Below are 14,767 nucleotides of genomic sequence, written 5' to 3' on the forward strand. Positions count from 1 at the left end.
CACCCGCCTCATCCGTTTGCGCGCGGCGCCGGTAGCGCCCCGGCGTCATACCCACGCTTTGGGCAAACGCCTTGCCGAATGCCGCCTCGGATTGATACCCGACCGTCTCACCGATCTCGGCCGCACTGCGTCGCGTCCGCAACAGCAGGTCGCAGGCGATCGTCATGCGGACCTGCGTTAGAAAGTCCATCACGGTCACGCCCGCTTGCTCATTGAAATGGCGCGCGTAGGTCGCGCGCGACATCGCCGCGCGCTCGCCGAGTTCGGCGATCGTCCATGCGCGCTCCGGTGCGTCGAGCATCGCCTGCACCGACGCGCCTAGGCGCGCGTCGGTCAGCAGCGCGAGCACGCCGGCGCCGTTCGCGCTGTCCTCGCCGTGCACGCGCAGCGCCATCGCGAACAACGCCTGGCTCAACGCTGTGACGATCGCCAACGCGCCCGCCTGACGCCGCTGCGCTTCGCCGCGCATCAGCGCGATCAGTGTTTGCAGCGCGCCAAGCGTTTGCGCGCCGCCGAGCGATACGTGCAACGGGTCGGGCAGCGCTTTCAACAACAGTGCCGACGAGCCAGGCGCGTAGACGAAGCGGCCGCACAGCAGGTCGACGTCGGCATGACGATCGGCCGACGCGCCGCCGGATTCGCGTGCCAACTCGCGTTGCGCGATGGCGCTGGCGTGACTCGACGGTTCGCCGTCGAAGCCGGGCCCGTTGTTGCGCCGCACCGGCAGCATGCCGTCGTGCCCCGTTGTCACTGGCATGCCGCCCGCCGAGCGTTTCGCGTCACGCACCCGATGGGCGGCGCCGCGCGGAAACAGCAGGAAATCGCCGGCCTGCAATTCCCGTTGTGCGCCGCCGGCGGTCTCGATTACGCACACGCCGTCGAGCACGAGGTGAAATGGCGCGATGCCCGCCTCCATCGGCGCATGATCGATATCGAACGCGCCTGAAAGCTGGCAACGCAGATCGAGGCTGGCTTGCGGACGGGCAAGGTCGAGCAATCGGCTGAGCGTGTCCATGAGACGTGCGCGCTAGAAGTTGAGTCGATCGAGTATTCAGGATATCGGGACAGCGCGCAATACTGCTCCTCTCGACGCCGGCCCCCGCCGACGCGCAACAGCAAGGAGCACTGCCATGTTGAACTGGATCGAGTACCGCAAGGAACTGTTTGGCCGTATCGGCGAAATATCGAAGCTCGCGCCGGAAAGCGTGAAGGCTTATCAGGCGATGTCGAGCGCCGGTCAGAAGAGCGATCTGCTGGGCGCGAAGACCCGCGAACTGATTGCGCTTGCGGTTGCGGTCAGCCTGCGTTGTGACGGCTGTATTACCGTGCATACGGCCGAGGCGCTGAAACACGGCGCGACGCGTGAGGAAATCGCCGAAGCACTCGGCGTCGCGATGGCGATCAACGCGGGCGCGACGCTCGTCTACTCGGCCCGCACGATGGATGCGGTGGCCGCGCATAGCGAAGCGGCCAGCAGACAAGGGACTTGAACAAGCCCGACGAACAGGCGCAAAACAGTTGCTGGAACGCGGTAGCTGCAGGCCGCTCTCGTGAGCGCGCGGCCTGCATTGCGCTGTGAAAAACCAGCGCTCGGCGATTAACGCGGCGACTGCGTGCGGTGGCGCATCTGATCGAGCTGCTGGCGGCGTTGCTCGCCCTGACGCTCGAACATCCAGCCCGGATACTCGGACGGCAGCGCGCTGACTTGGGCCAGCTTCGCAAGCTCGTCCGCGTTGAGCGTCACGGACGTCGCCGCGATGTTGTCGTCGAGTTGCTCGACCTTTTTCGCGCCGACGATCACCGTCGTCACCACGGGTTGATGCAGCAGCCACGCGAGCGCGATCTGCGCGACCGACACGTTTTTCGCCGCGGCGATCTCGCGCATCACGTCGATGCAGTCATACGCGCGCTCGCGATTGACCGGCGGAAAATCGAAGCTGACCCGGCGGCTGCCTGCCTCGGCCTGCTGTTCGCGGCCATATTTGCCGCTCAGCAAACCACCGGCGAGCGGACTCCACACCATCAGCCCGAGCCCCTCGCTTTGCAGCATCGGCGCGAGTTCGCGTTCGAGGTCGCGGCCCGCGAGCGTGTAATACGCCTGCAGCGTTTCGAAGCGTGCGGCGCCGAGGCGTTCGGCGATGCCGAGCGCCTTCGCAATCTGCCACGCGGCCCAGTTCGACACGCCGACGTAGCGCACATGGCCGTGCTGCACGAGCGTATCGAGAGCGCGCACGGTTTCCTCGATCGGCGTGGCCGGATCGAAGCCGTGGATCTGATAGAGGTCGACGTGGTCGAGTTGCAGCCGCTTCAGGCTCGCCTTGATGCCATCGAGAATGTGATAGCGCGACGCACCGCGCGCATTCGCGAACTCGCCGGTCTCGCCGAACACCTTGGTCGCGATCACCACCTTGTCGCGCGGCACCTTCAGGTTCTTCAGCGCCTGGCCGGTGATCTCCTCGGACAGGCCGCCCGCGTAGACGTCGGCCGTGTCGATGAAGTTGATGCCCGCATCGAGCGCCCGGCCGACCAGGCGCTCCGCGTCGTTCTGCTGCAAATCGCCGATCTGCCGCCAGATGCCCTCGCCACCGCCGAAGGTCATCGTGCCCAGACATAGTTCTGACACAAACACACCGGTACGGCCCAACTGGTTGTATCGCATCGCTGATGCTCCATCGTGAGTAAACGTAGAAGCGTCAAGCGTACTGCAATTGGTGGCGTCCGGCAGCGAGCGCAACAGCGTCGGAGTAGTCCATCCACCTGCGCGTATTTCAGGCAGCTTACGCGCTTTGGCGGCAGTGGCTGCCGGCGCGGCAAGCATTGCCGGTACACGAGACGACTGTGCAAAGCGCGCCTCAAACTACCGGTTCGAGCGGGAACGCACGGCCCAACACAGCGCGCAAACGCGGCAAAAACCTGCCAGACTCAGCATTAGCGCGCGCGAGCTCGACCAGGCGGCATCACAACAGGTAGCCATTACCCAGGCGCCATCGCGCGACTACTGGATATCCACACGCGTCGCCCCCAACTACACGAGCATGACTTCGGCCAAGACTACCGCCGCACTCGACGCGGCGCCTCGTTCCCGCAAGGCCCGCGCGACGGCGAGCGCCGCGCAAGCCGCCGCGCCGGGCGCGCGATCCGGATCCGCGCAGCGCGCGCTGGACGGCTTCCACCCGGCGGTCGCGGGCTGGTTTCTGAAAACCTTCGCCGCGCCGACCGACGCACAGACCGCCGCATGGCCGCCAATCCGCAGCGGGCGCTCGACGCTGGTCGCCGCGCCGACCGGCTCCGGCAAGACGCTCACTGCGTTTCTCTCCGCGCTCGACGATCTGGTCTCACAAGGGGTCGCGAACGGCGGCACGCTGCCGGACGAAACGCTGGTGGTCTACGTGTCGCCGCTCAAGGCACTGTCGAACGATATCCGCCTGAATCTGCAGATGCCGCTGCAAGGCATCGCCGCCGAACTCGCCGCGCTTGGGCTGCCGCCGCTCGAGATCCGGACCGCGGTGCGCACCGGCGATACCACGCCGCAGGAACGCAACGCGCTGAAAAAGCGCGCGCCGCATATTCTCGTGACCACCCCCGAATCGCTGTATGTGCTGCTCGGCTCCGATTCTGGGCGCCGCATGCTGGCGACGGTGCGCACGGTTATCGTCGATGAGATTCACGCGCTCGCCGGCAGCAAGCGCGGCAGCCATCTCGCGCTCAGCCTCGAACGGCTCGATGCGTTGTGCGGCCGGCGCTTGCCCCGCATCGGCTTGTCGGCGACGCAAAAGCCGGTGAGCGCGGTCGCGCGGTTTCTGGTCGGCGGCGCGAGCATCGACGACGCGACGCCGGCCGACTGCGCGATCATCGACGTCGGCCATGTCCGCGCGCGCGATCTCGCGCTCGAAATCCCGCCCGTGCCGCTCGAAGCGGTGATGGCCAACGAGGTGTGGGAGCGTGTCTACGACCGCCTCGCGGAGCTGGTCGCGCAGCATCGCACCACGCTGGTGTTCGTCAACACGCGCCGGATGGCCGAGCGCGCCGCGCGTCACCTGACCGAGCGGCTCGGCAAGGATGCGGTCGCCGCGCACCATGGCAGCCTGGCCAAGGAGCATCGCTTCGAAGCCGAACAGCGGCTCAAGCGCGGCGAGCTGCGCGTGCTGATCGCCACCGCGTCGCTGGAGCTCGGCATCGATATCGGCGACGTCGATCTGGTCTGCCAGATGGGTTCGCCGCGCGCGATCGCGCCGTTTCTGCAACGGGTCGGACGCTCGGGTCACCAGGTCGGCGGCATGCCGAAGGGCAGGCTCTTTCCGGCTTCGCGCGACGATCTGCTCGAATGCGCGGCGCTGCTCGATTGCGTGCGGCGCGGCGAGCTCGACGCGCTGCGAATTCCGCGCGCGCCGCTCGACGTGCTTGCGCAACAGATCGTCGCGGAAGTGTCGAGCGCCGAATGGAGCGAGGATGCGCTGTTCGAGATGGTGCGACGCGCCGCGCCCTATGCCGCGCTCGAACGCGAGCAGTACGACGCGGTGCTGCGCATGCTCGCCGAAGGCTATACGAGCCGCCACGGGCCACGCGCGGCGTACGTGCATCGCGACGCGGTGAGCGGCACGCTGCGCGGCCGGCGCGGCGGCAAGCTGGTCGCCGTCACCTCTGGCGGCACGATTCCCGAGAACGCCGATTACACCGTCGTGCTCGAACCGCAGGCGCTCAATATCGGCACCGTCAACGAGGACTTCGCGGTCGAAAGCCTGGCCGGCGACGTGTTTCAGCTCGGCAATGCGTCGTACCGGATTCTGCGGATCGAGAGCGGCCGGGTGCGCGTCGAGGATGCGCAGGGCCAGCCGCCGAACATTCCGTTCTGGCTCGGCGAGGCGCCGGGGCGCAGCGACGAACTATCGTTCGCGGTCGCGCGACTGCGCGAGCAGATCGAGCGGCTGTTGGCCGAGCGCGAGCCTGCGGCGCCCGCGCCGGCAGCGGCGGCGGCGGGCGCTGAGCCAGCGCCGGACGGCGCGGCGGCTCAGGCGGCACCGGCGGCCCGGACGAAAAGACGGCAGGCCAGCGCAGCGGCCCGAATCGTCGCCCAAGCCGCCGAGACGCAAGACGCCGCGGCAGGCGCCGCAACGATGTTGCCGGATCAGACCGTGCAAGCTGCCGACGCGTCGCCGCCGCAGATCGACCACGCGATCGCGTGGCTGGGCGAGCACCTGTCGCTGGAAGAAGCGGCCGCGCGCCAGATCGTCGAATACCTGGCGCGCGCCCGCGCGGCGCTCGGCGTGCTGCCGACGAAGAACACGCTGGTCATCGAGCGTTTCTTCGACGAATCGGGCGGCACCCAACTCGTGATCCATTCGCCGTTCGGCAGCCGCGTGAACCGCGCATGGGGGCTCGCACTGCGCAAACGCTTCTGCCGCAGCTTCAATTACGAGTTGCAGGCGGCAGCCACCGAAGACGCGATCGTGCTGTCGCTGACCGGCAGCCACTCGTTCGTGCTCGATGACGTATGGCGCTATCTGCATTCGAACAGCGCCGAACAGTTGCTGATTCAGGCGCTGCTCGACGCGCCGCTCTTTGGCGTGCGCTGGCGCTGGAACGCGACCACCTCGCTCGGCCTGCCGCGCTACACCGGCGGGCGCAAGACCGCGCCGCAGCTGCAACGCATGCGCAGCGAGGATCTGCTCGCGAGCGTCTTTCCGGAGCAGGCCGCGTGTCTGGAAAACGTCGTCGGCGAGCGCGAAGTGCCGCGTCATCCGCTGGTCGACCAGACCATCGACGACTGCCTGCACGACGCGATGGATAGCGTTGGCTGGCTCGCGCTGCTGCGCCGGATCGAGCAGGGCGGCGTGCAACTGGTCGCGCGCGACCTGCCGGCGCCCTCGCCGCTCGCCGCCGAAATCCTGAACGCGAAGCCTTATGCGTATCTCGACGATGCGCCGATCGAGGAGCGCCGCACCCAGGCGGTGCTGAACCGTCGCTGGACCGATCCGTCGAGCACCGACGATCTCGGCGCGCTCGACGCCGCCGCGATCGACAGCGTGCGCGACGAAGCGTGGCCGCAGGCACGCAATGCCGACGAAATGCACGAGGCACTGACGGGCCTCGCGTGCATCGCGCAGGCGGAAGCGAACGCGCACGAAGGCTGGCCGGCATTGCTCGCGGCGCTCGCCCAAGCGGGACGCGCGACGCGTCTGCCGCTCGCCGCAAGCGAGAGCGCCAACGCGACCCATGCCGATGCCGCGCTATGGCTGCCCGCCGAACGGCTCACCTGCTTCGAAGCGCTCTACCCCGCGATCCCGCGCGCGAGCTACGCGCCGCCGCTGAACGCGCCGAAGGGCTACACCGACAGCTGGAGCGCAGACGACGCGCTCGTCGACGTCCTGCGCGCGCGTCTGACCGGCTTTGGCCCCCAGACGGTCGACGCGATCGCGCAACCGCTCGGTCTGCCGGGCGGCCTGGTGGAACAGGCGCTGATCCGGCTCGAAGCCGAAGGCTACCTGTTGCGCGGCCGCTTCACCCCGCAAACGGCCGACGAGCAATGGTGCGAACGGCACCTGCTCGCGCGCATCCACCGCTATACGGTCAAGCGTCTGAGGCGCGAAATCGAGCCCGTCGAGCGGCACGACTTCATGCGCTTCCTGTTCGAATGGCAGCATCTGACGCCTGACACGCGTGCCGAAGGGCGCGATGCGCTGGCCGCCGCGCTCGATCAGTTGGAGGGATTCCAGGCCGCGGCCGGCGCGTGGGAGGAAGACATCCTGCCGGCGCGCGTGCGCGCGTACTCGAACGGTTCGCTCGACGAACTATGCCGCGCCGGCAAGATCGTCTGGACCCGTTTGACCGAGCGGGCACGCGGCGCCGCAGGACCGGTGCGCAGTACGCCGATCGTGCTGCTGCCGCGCGCGCAGTTGCGATCATGGCGCGCGCTGCTGGAGCCCGCACAGCAAGGGGAATTGTCGGCGCTCGCGCAAAGCGTGTACGACACGTTGGCCACGCACGGCGCGATGTTCTTCGACGAGTTGCTCGCCGAAGTGCGCGTACTGCGCATCGAACTCGAAAACGCGCTCGGCGAGCTGGTTGCGGCGGGACTGGCGAACTCCGACAGCTTCGCGGGCCTGCGCGCGCTGCTGAAACCCGTCGCCAAACGCAACACGTTTTCGAGCAGCCGGCGCGCGCGATCGAGCGCGCTTATCGGCGGCATGGACGACGCGGGGCGCTGGGCGCTGGTCAGCCGCCCCGCCGCTGGCGCGCTCGAAAATGCCCCGGAAAAAGCACTCGAGCGCCGCCGTCAGTTGCCGCCCGAAGTGCTCGAACACGTCGCGATGACGTTGCTGCGCCGCTACGGCGTCGTGTTCTGGCGCCTGCTCGAACGCGAGGCGGAATGGCTGCCGCCATGGCGCGATCTGCTGCGGGTTCTGCAACGGCTCGAAGCGCGCGGCGTGATCCGCGGCGGCCGCTTTATCAATGGGCTCGCGGGCGAGCACTTCGCGTTGCCCGAAGCGATTCCGCTGCTGCGCGGCGTGCGACGCCACCCGAACGAGGGTGCTTTTATCTGCGTGGCCGGGACCGATCCGCTGAATCTGGTCGGCACGCTGCTGGTCGGCGAACGTGTGCCCGCCGTCGCGGGCAATCGCGTGCTGTACCGCGACGGCGTGGCCGCGGCGACGCTGGTGGCCGGCAAGTTCTGGTTCGACGCGGCGCTCGACGCCGATCCGGCCGAACGCGAACGGGCGCGCGCGCTGCTCGCGCGGCGATTCTAACGGCTTCGCCGACGCGCCGTTTCTGGCCCGAAGACAAGCGCGCGCGGCGCGGCGCACCGGCTATTCACGATCATTAATGTTTATGCGCCCGAGTCGCTATGCTTCGATACAATGAGGCAGATTTACTTTGGTATGAGGAAGACTGTCTGCCGCCACCCGCCTTGACACGGATTGCCGGCACACTGCCCGGGGACTTCATGAGCGACGAGCAACACGACGTGCTTCACGCGCAGTTCGGCACGAGCAGCCCCAGCTGGCGTCTGTCGGCGGGCACCGACGCGCTGGAACTCCTGCCGCTCAACGGCGAGACGCCCGCCAGCCTCGCTCTCCCACTCGACCCGCCCCAAGCCGCGCTGATCCGCGGCCTGAGCGGCGTGACTTCGCATGTTGTCGTCGGCGTGCAACTGGCTGGCCGGCCACTGCGTCTGCATCTGGTCGGCAAGAAGCTCGATAGCGATAGCTGGGGCGGCACCGCGTCGGCCGATAACGACACGGAGTCCGTGGCGCGCGCGCTGCTGCACGGTCTTGCGTTTGCCGAACAGGTGGTCTCCGAAGTGAATTCGGTCGTCGTGATCGTCGACCGCCATGGCCGGATACAGCGCTTTAACCGGCTCGCGCAAGAGCTGACCGGCGTCAACGAAGAAGACGTCATCGGCCGCGACGTGTCGACGCTTTTTATCCCGTCCGACGACGATGCCGCGTCGAACCAGGCGCGCGCGAGCTATCTCAATCGCGGTGAATCGTACGAGATCGAACGGCGCATCGCGACGGTGCACGGCGAACGGCTCTTTCTGTTTCGCAACAAGTACGTGCGCAGCGGCAACGGTATCGAAGAGCAGTTCCTGATCTGCTCCGGCACCGACATCACCGAACAGCGGTTCGCTCAGAACCGGCTGATCGAGCAGGCCACCACCGACCCGCTCACCGGTCTCGCGAATCGCAATGCGATCCAGGACAAGATCCGGCTCGCCATCGAGCGCGCCGCCATCGGCGAAAACGTCGGCGTGCTGTTTCTCGATCTCGACAACTTCAAGAAGGTCAACGACCACTACGGCCATGTGTTCGGCGACCGGCTGATCTGCGACGTGTCGGATGCGATCCGCGCGTGCCTGAACCCTGACGACTCGCTCGCGCGGCTCGGCGGCGACGAGTTCATCGTGCTGGCGGCCAGAGGCACCGCGCATGGACTCGAAGACACCGCGCAGCGCATTCTCAACCGCATGCGCAAGCCGTTCGCGGTCGGGCTCGTCGAGGTCTATACCGGCTGTTCGATCGGCATCGCGCGCTTCCCGGAACACGGCGACAGCCTCGAATCGCTGATCCGTTCGGCCGATACCGCGATGTACGTCGCGAAGGACGAAGGCAAACGCACCCACCGGGTGTTTTCGCCGGACATGAACCGGCGCGTCGCCGAATTCATGTGGCTCGATACGAATCTGCGGCGCGGGCTGGAGGAAGGCCAGTTCGCGCTGCACTACCAGCCGAAGCTCGCGCTCGACACCGGCGCGGTGCAAGGCGCCGAAGCGCTGGTGCGCTGGAATTCACCGGAACGCGGCCAGATCATGCCGGTCGAGTTCATCCGTTATGCGGAGGAATCGGGGCTGATCGGCGTGCTCGGCCGCTGGGTGATGGAAACGGCGGCGAAACAGGCGGCCCGCTGGAAAGCCGCCGGCTACGATCTGCGCATCGCGATCAACCTGTCGGCGCGGCAACTCACCGACACCGCGGTGGTCCGGCATTTCAGCGAGGCGCTGCAGCGTGCGAATCTCGATCCGTGCCTGCTCGACCTCGAACTGACCGAAAGCTGCCTGATCGAAAACGAAGCGGCCGCGATCGAACTGATCAAGCAGTTTCGGCGGATCGGTGCGCAGGTTCACCTGGACGATTTCGGCACCGGTTACTCGTCGCTGTCGCAGCTCGGCCGTATTCCGCTCGACGTAATCAAGCTCGACCGAAGCTTCGTGCGCTCGATTCACGCAGATATGAAGGCGCAGGCGCTGGTGCGCTCGATGGTCGCGGTGGCGCAGGAACTGGATTTCCAGGTGGTCGCCGAAGGCATCGAAACGGAGGCGGAGGAAGCGTTCATGAAGGGGCTCGGCGTCGATTACGTGCAGGGCTTCCTGTACGGCAGACCGATGCCCGCCGCCGACTTCGAGCGCTGGCTGCTCGACAGACGCAGACTCAGGCTGATCGCCTGATCGCCTGATCGCCGGGCTTCGCGCGATGCGCTTGCCGGCCGTCGGCGCGAGCGGCAAGACCGGCAAGACCGGCAAACAGAAAGAGAATCAAACCGCGACGCTCAACCGGGCGCCCGGCCGACGCCCGAGCCCCGCTAAGCCAGAACGTAGGGCGCCTTTGCGATCACCTCGGCAACCGCTGCCGTCAACTTCTTGCCATACGGCACGTGCAGGAATTCATTCGGCCCGTGCGCGTTCGACTTCGGCCCGAGCACGCCGCACACCATGAACTGCGACTTCGGGAAGCCCGCCTTCAGTACATTCATCAACGGGATCGTGCCGCCCAGGCCCATGTAAGCGGCGTCGGCGCCAAAGTGCTGGCGCGATGCATCGCTGAGCGCGCTCGCCAGCCACGGTGCGACTTCGGGTGCGTTCCAGCCGCTTGCCGCCCCGGCGTCCGGCTTGAACGTCACCTTCGCGTTGTACGGCGGATCGAATTCGAGCAGCGCTTTCAGTTCGGCGACGGCCTTCTCCGCTTCGATCGTCGGAGGCAGACGCAGCGACAGCTTGAATGCGGTGCGCGGACGCAGCACGTTGCCGGCGTCGGCGAGCGCGGGCAAGCCGGCCGCGCCCGTCACCGACAGCGACGGACGCCACGTCGAATTGATCAGCGCCTCGCGCGGGTCGCTGGTGGTGGGCAGCACCTGACGGCCGTCCTGACCGCACGACCATGGCATTTTCTTCCAAACGTCGTCGCCGAGAATCTGCGCGGCGACTTCCGCTTCGCGCAGCCGGTCGGCCGGCACCGGGCAATGGAAGCCCTTGGGAAGCAGCGTGCCGTTCGCCGAATCTTCGAGACGGTCGAACAGTTGCCGCATGATGCGGAAGCTCGACGGCACAATGCCGCCGTAGACACCCGAATGGATGCCTTCGTCGAGTACCTGCACTTCGAGGTCGCCGGCCACCAGGCCGCGCAGCGACGTGGTGAGCCACAACTGATCGTAATTGCCCGCGCCCGAATCGAGACACACGACCAGCCCGACCTTGCCGAGCCGCTCGCGCAGCGCGTCGACGTAAGGCAGCAGATCGTAGCTACCCGACTCCTCGCAGGTTTCGATCAAACCGACGCAGCGCGGCCGCTCGACGCCTTGCGCGTCCAGCGCGGCGAGCGCCGTGAGGCTCGCATAGATCGCGTAGCCGTCGTCCGCGCCGCCGCGGCCATACAGCTTGCCGTTCTCGAACTTTGGCGTCCACGGGCCAAGATCGTTGCGCCAGCCATCGAACTCGGGCTGCTTGTCGAGGTGGCCATACAGCACGATGGTTTCGTCGCTGCCCGAACGCGTCGCGGCGGTTTCGAAGAAGATCACCGGCGTGCGGCCCGGCAGACGGATCACTTCGAGCTTCAGGCCGCGCACCGGCTGCTGCTCGGCCCATTGCGCGGCGTCGGTGATCACGCGCTCCAGATAGCCGTGCCGTGCCCAATCCGGATCGAACGCGGGGCTCTTGGCCGGAACCGCGATGTAGTCGGTCAGCGCGGGCACGATCTCGTCGTTCCATTTGCGCTCGACGAATTCGCGCAGCGTGTCCGGGTTCAGGCGTTGAGCCTGCAGGGTCGTGTCGTCGGTGCTCATGATGGGGTCCGTGGCGGTTCGGTTCTGGGAAACGATCATGATAGTCCCGATGCACGCCGGGCTGAAGCCCCGGGTCCGAACCGCCAAGGCTGAGCCCTTCTGCCACGTTACGCGCGAGGTCGGGCCGACAATCAATCGTTCGTTTCGACGCCATCGCGCGCGTGACGCGAGCCGCGCGCCTACCGCATGATCCAACGCGCGACCGGCTCGCCGAAGCTCGCGCGAAGCTTTCATTCGCGCGACAATCGCCGCTAAATCGGCGGATACGTCGCTGTTCGGGAGTGGTCATGGGTAGCAACGCGGCCGTTCAGGCCATCACCGCGGTGTTCGCATTGGCGCTGTATTTCCTGCCGGCGATTCTCGCGGATCGCCGCAGGCGCCACGATGTGCTGACGCTCGCGCTCTTCAATGCCTGTCTCGGCTGGACCGTGCTCGGCTGGCTGCTCGCTCTTTACTGGGCGCTGCAGCCGAATCCGCCGGAAAACTTCGCGGGCGACGTGATGCGGACGCGCAAAGCAGTCAGCCTGCGCGCGTTTTCGTCCGCGCTGATGCAGCGCGTGCAGCGACGCGCGACCGAGCGCAATCGCCAGAAGCGTTAATCCGGTTCGAATGGGGACGAGCGGCGGTTCAAGCGGGTGTGACGGCTTGTACACCGCACGGCGCAAGTTCGGTGCACGCGCGGTGCAAATTCAGGCGGGCGGAAAATTTCGAACGCGTAAACGATGTAGCGCAACGTTGACGTAGCGGTAATCAGACCGCGTTTCCGGCCGGCTCAGCCGCCTGTCAGGACGTATGAATCAGAACGCGATTCGCGCACGCCATCCGTCGAACGCGTACTGGCATAGAGCGCGCTCACGCGGCGCGTTCGATGCGATTCCACTGCACGGAGCCGGCGGGAATCGAGCGAGGTTCGGTGCGCACGTTCTGCGGCGCAAACATTTCCCGACGCAGCTCGCCGTGTTCGTCGAACCACTCGCAGATCAGCCAGTGACCGGGATTGAGTGCGACCGGACCCGCGTAGGTGACGGTCATGCGCGGTCCCCCTTCTTTCAACTTAACGACGTCGCCGACGGTGAAGGCGGCGGATGGTGTCTGAAATGCGTCAATGGTAGCGGTCAGCATATTGGTCCCCTATGTTGAGCGTTATTAAGTCATTGCGCCGGGCTTATCGACATCGACCTCTGAATGAACACTCTAAAAGTGGACAGAGATTAACAATTGAATTTAAAAGCGGCAAGCGCTTTTTATTGGTTCCCTTTTTCAGCGCTCGCCGAATATCCATTGAAGGGCGGGTGCTCCCAAGCCAACCAGGAGAATCCCGCAATTACGCTGCGCGGCTTGAAACTGTGCGTTACCGCACATACGCAAGTGTTACTGGACGGGGCTTTGCGCGCCGGTAGAAAATGCGTGCCGTTTTCGTCAGATTAAAAAATTGTGACGCGATGCCGCAGAAGTGTTTCAGCTTTGATACAAATCAAGTTTACCTGTGAACGCCCGCGTCGCCGGTAAATAACGGATCGCTAATATTCAGTTTTTGGTTCCGACGTGTGGTTGCGGGCAAATCTCGGGCAATGAAAACGATTTACCGAAGCCGCAATTGCAACGGCCTGTACTCGGGTTTGCCCGGCGCAGCACCAATTGCCGATGGCGCACTTGCAGCATGCGCAGGCGAGTAACACCAATCACCAATCAGCAACGCATTAACAGCGAGGTTGAGCGCAGACCGATCGCCAGACAGCGCCCGCTCCCGACGAAGCTGCTGGTCGCCCTGAACAGCAACGAAGCCCCGCACCGGGCGCGAAGCGAGATCGCGTAGCACGACCGGCGGCCCCGGCAGCGGAACCCGTGCGAGAAGCCAGCGGCGGCTGCCCCATCGCCGGCTCCTGTCGCGTGTTCGCCGCGCAATGTACGCAGCCCGCGAACTCAGGTTTCGAGCTTCGCGTCCATCGTGATCGTCGCGTTTAGCACCTTCGACACCGGACAACCGGCCTTTGCGTCCGCGGTGGCCTTGTCGAATGCAGCCTTGTCGCCACCAGGAATCCTGACGGCCACGTCGAGATGCACCGCGGTGATCGTAAAGCCGCCGCCGTCCTTGTCGAGCGTAACGGTGGACGTGGTACCGATCCGCTCGGGCGTGATGCCGGCCTTGCCGAGTTCCGCCGATAGCGCCATCGAGAAACATCCCGCGTGCGCGGCGGCGATCAACTCTTCCGGATTCGTGCCGATGCCGTCCGCGAAGCGCGTCGAAAACGAATACTGGGTGTCCTTCAGGACGCCGCTGTCGGTGGAAATCGAGCCTTTGCCGTGTTGCAGGTCGCCTTGCCAGACTGCCGATGCGTTGCGCTTCATCGTTCTCTCCTGTGGGTGCCCGCCGTGCGTGCTGCGCGACCGAAGATGATGCCCGCCGCGGCGGTCCGCCCGGTGTGTCCGCGCTCAGGCATCGGCCGCAGATGCCGCGCGACCATGCAGGCGCGGGCGTGGACCGGACTTCATCATAGGCGCTTCCGGGCGCCGGCGTCGTGACAGTGACTGCCAGGACGCAAGCTTCGGACGCCGCGCTGACGGTGACGGCCTCCACGGCGCCGACGCCTCCGCATTCACCATCGTTCGATACGCGAGTACAACATGGGTTGTCAGATGCGACGACGCGGCGCGCAAACTACGAGCATGAAATTATCGGGCAGGAGGCGGGCAAGCTGGCGCCACACCAGGTGGAGGCGCTGATGGCGGAACTGCCGACTTCGTTTGACGAGCCGCGCCAACAGGTTGTCTATGAACTCGCGACGACACTCGCGCAGGCCCGTGAGGTACCCAATGGCATGTATCAAAGGGCGAAGTCGCTTTTGGGCGACGCAGGCATCGTCGATGTCACTGTATGGATGGGCTGGTTCACCCGCGCTCTAGGTTCGAAAGACGCGGCATTGGGTGTGTATGAGCTCGCTAAACGCTGCGGTGCGCCCGTTGCATTGAAAGACATCGGGATGTCCGTGGAAGACGTGCCGAAGGCCGCCGACATAGCCAGCTCGAATCCGTACTGGAATCCCCGTGAAATCGAACGGGACGCTCTGCTTGCCCTTCTGCAGGATGCCTTCGATGGCGTCGCACCACGCGCCGCAACGTCCTGATGGCCAGAAGAAAAGAAACGTGGTTTAAACACCTGAAATCGAAGTAAGGAGACGAAAATGAACTTCACTGTCTACTGCCTTGACCACCC

Annotated in this window: 10 protein-coding genes; 5 read left to right on the forward strand and 5 right to left on the reverse strand. The window is 65.9% G+C overall.

The annotated features are described in order from the left end of the window. Positions 1-1,015 (reverse strand): AraC family transcriptional regulator (locus VGH68_RS15210; protein WP_331604471.1); only part of this gene is annotated, 1,015 nt, incomplete at its 3' end. 115 nt (positions 1,016-1,130) lie between these two features. Between VGH68_RS15210 and VGH68_RS15215 the strand changes: the two genes are divergently transcribed. Further along, complete coding sequence (locus VGH68_RS15215; protein ID WP_331604472.1) at positions 1,131-1,490, forward strand: carboxymuconolactone decarboxylase family protein; 360 nt, start codon at positions 1,131-1,133, stop codon at positions 1,488-1,490. 107 nt (positions 1,491-1,597) lie between these two features. Here VGH68_RS15215 and VGH68_RS15220 read toward each other — a convergent pair whose 3' ends face one another. Further along, positions 1,598-2,659: an aldo/keto reductase gene (locus tag VGH68_RS15220; RefSeq protein ID WP_331604473.1), complete on the reverse strand. Its 1,062-nt coding sequence runs from the start codon at positions 2,657-2,659 to the stop codon at positions 1,598-1,600. A gap of 376 nt (positions 2,660-3,035) precedes the next feature. On the opposite strand from VGH68_RS15220, the gene VGH68_RS15225 reads away from it, so the two are divergent. After that, on the forward strand, positions 3,036-7,745 hold the full coding sequence (locus tag VGH68_RS15225) for a DEAD/DEAH box helicase (protein ID WP_331604474.1): 4,710 nt from the start codon (positions 3,036-3,038) through the stop codon (positions 7,743-7,745). A 197-nt stretch (positions 7,746-7,942) separates the two neighbouring features. Next, positions 7,943-9,943, forward strand: a complete 2,001-nt coding sequence (pdeR, locus tag VGH68_RS15230; protein WP_331604475.1) for a cyclic di-GMP phosphodiesterase — start codon at positions 7,943-7,945, stop codon at positions 9,941-9,943. 134 nt (positions 9,944-10,077) lie between these two features. Here pdeR and VGH68_RS15235 read toward each other — a convergent pair whose 3' ends face one another. Continuing rightward, positions 10,078-11,553, reverse strand: a complete 1,476-nt coding sequence (locus VGH68_RS15235) for a M20 family metallopeptidase (RefSeq protein WP_331604476.1) — start codon at positions 11,551-11,553, stop codon at positions 10,078-10,080. 287 nt (positions 11,554-11,840) lie between these two features. Here VGH68_RS15235 and VGH68_RS15240 point away from each other — a divergent pair, with 287 nt between their 5' ends. Next, positions 11,841-12,152 (forward strand): superinfection immunity protein, encoded by a 312-nt coding sequence (locus VGH68_RS15240; protein WP_331604477.1) that lies wholly within the window; start codon positions 11,841-11,843, stop codon positions 12,150-12,152. Between the two features lie 253 nt (positions 12,153-12,405). Here the strand turns inward: VGH68_RS15240 and VGH68_RS15245 are convergent, their stop codons facing one another. Continuing rightward, complete coding sequence (locus VGH68_RS15245) at positions 12,406-12,675, reverse strand: YodC family protein (RefSeq protein ID WP_331604478.1); 270 nt, start codon at positions 12,673-12,675, stop codon at positions 12,406-12,408. Between the two features lie 801 nt (positions 12,676-13,476). Continuing rightward, a complete protein-coding gene (locus VGH68_RS15250) occupies positions 13,477-13,902 on the reverse strand; it encodes an OsmC family protein (RefSeq protein WP_331604479.1) in 426 nt (141 codons plus the stop codon). A 170-nt stretch (positions 13,903-14,072) separates the two neighbouring features. Here VGH68_RS15250 and VGH68_RS30115 point away from each other — a divergent pair, with 170 nt between their 5' ends. After that, on the forward strand, positions 14,073-14,678 hold the full coding sequence (locus tag VGH68_RS30115; protein ID WP_414696946.1) for a hypothetical protein: 606 nt from the start codon (positions 14,073-14,075) through the stop codon (positions 14,676-14,678). The last annotated feature ends 89 nt before the right edge of the window (positions 14,679-14,767 follow it).

The organism is Paraburkholderia sp. (assembly GCF_036488505.1).
Taxonomy (GTDB): domain Bacteria; phylum Pseudomonadota; class Gammaproteobacteria; order Burkholderiales; family Burkholderiaceae; genus Paraburkholderia.

Coding starts and splice junctions, on each gene's coding strand:
- pdeR (WP_331604475.1), top strand. CDS start 7,943: ATGAGCGACGAGCAACACGACGTGCTTCACGCGCAGTTCGGCACGAGC.
- VGH68_RS15225 (WP_331604474.1), top strand. CDS start 3,036: ATGACTTCGGCCAAGACTACCGCCGCACTCGACGCGGCGCCTCGTTCC.
- VGH68_RS15250 (WP_331604479.1), bottom strand. CDS start 13,902: ATGAAGCGCAACGCATCGGCAGTCTGGCAAGGCGACCTGCAACACGGC.
- VGH68_RS15220 (WP_331604473.1), bottom strand. CDS start 2,659: ATGCGATACAACCAGTTGGGCCGTACCGGTGTGTTTGTGTCAGAACTA.
- VGH68_RS15235 (WP_331604476.1), bottom strand. CDS start 11,553: ATGAGCACCGACGACACGACCCTGCAGGCTCAACGCCTGAACCCGGAC.
- VGH68_RS15215 (WP_331604472.1), top strand. CDS start 1,131: ATGTTGAACTGGATCGAGTACCGCAAGGAACTGTTTGGCCGTATCGGC.
- VGH68_RS15240 (WP_331604477.1), top strand. CDS start 11,841: ATGGGTAGCAACGCGGCCGTTCAGGCCATCACCGCGGTGTTCGCATTG.
- VGH68_RS15245 (WP_331604478.1), bottom strand. CDS start 12,675: ATGCTGACCGCTACCATTGACGCATTTCAGACACCATCCGCCGCCTTC.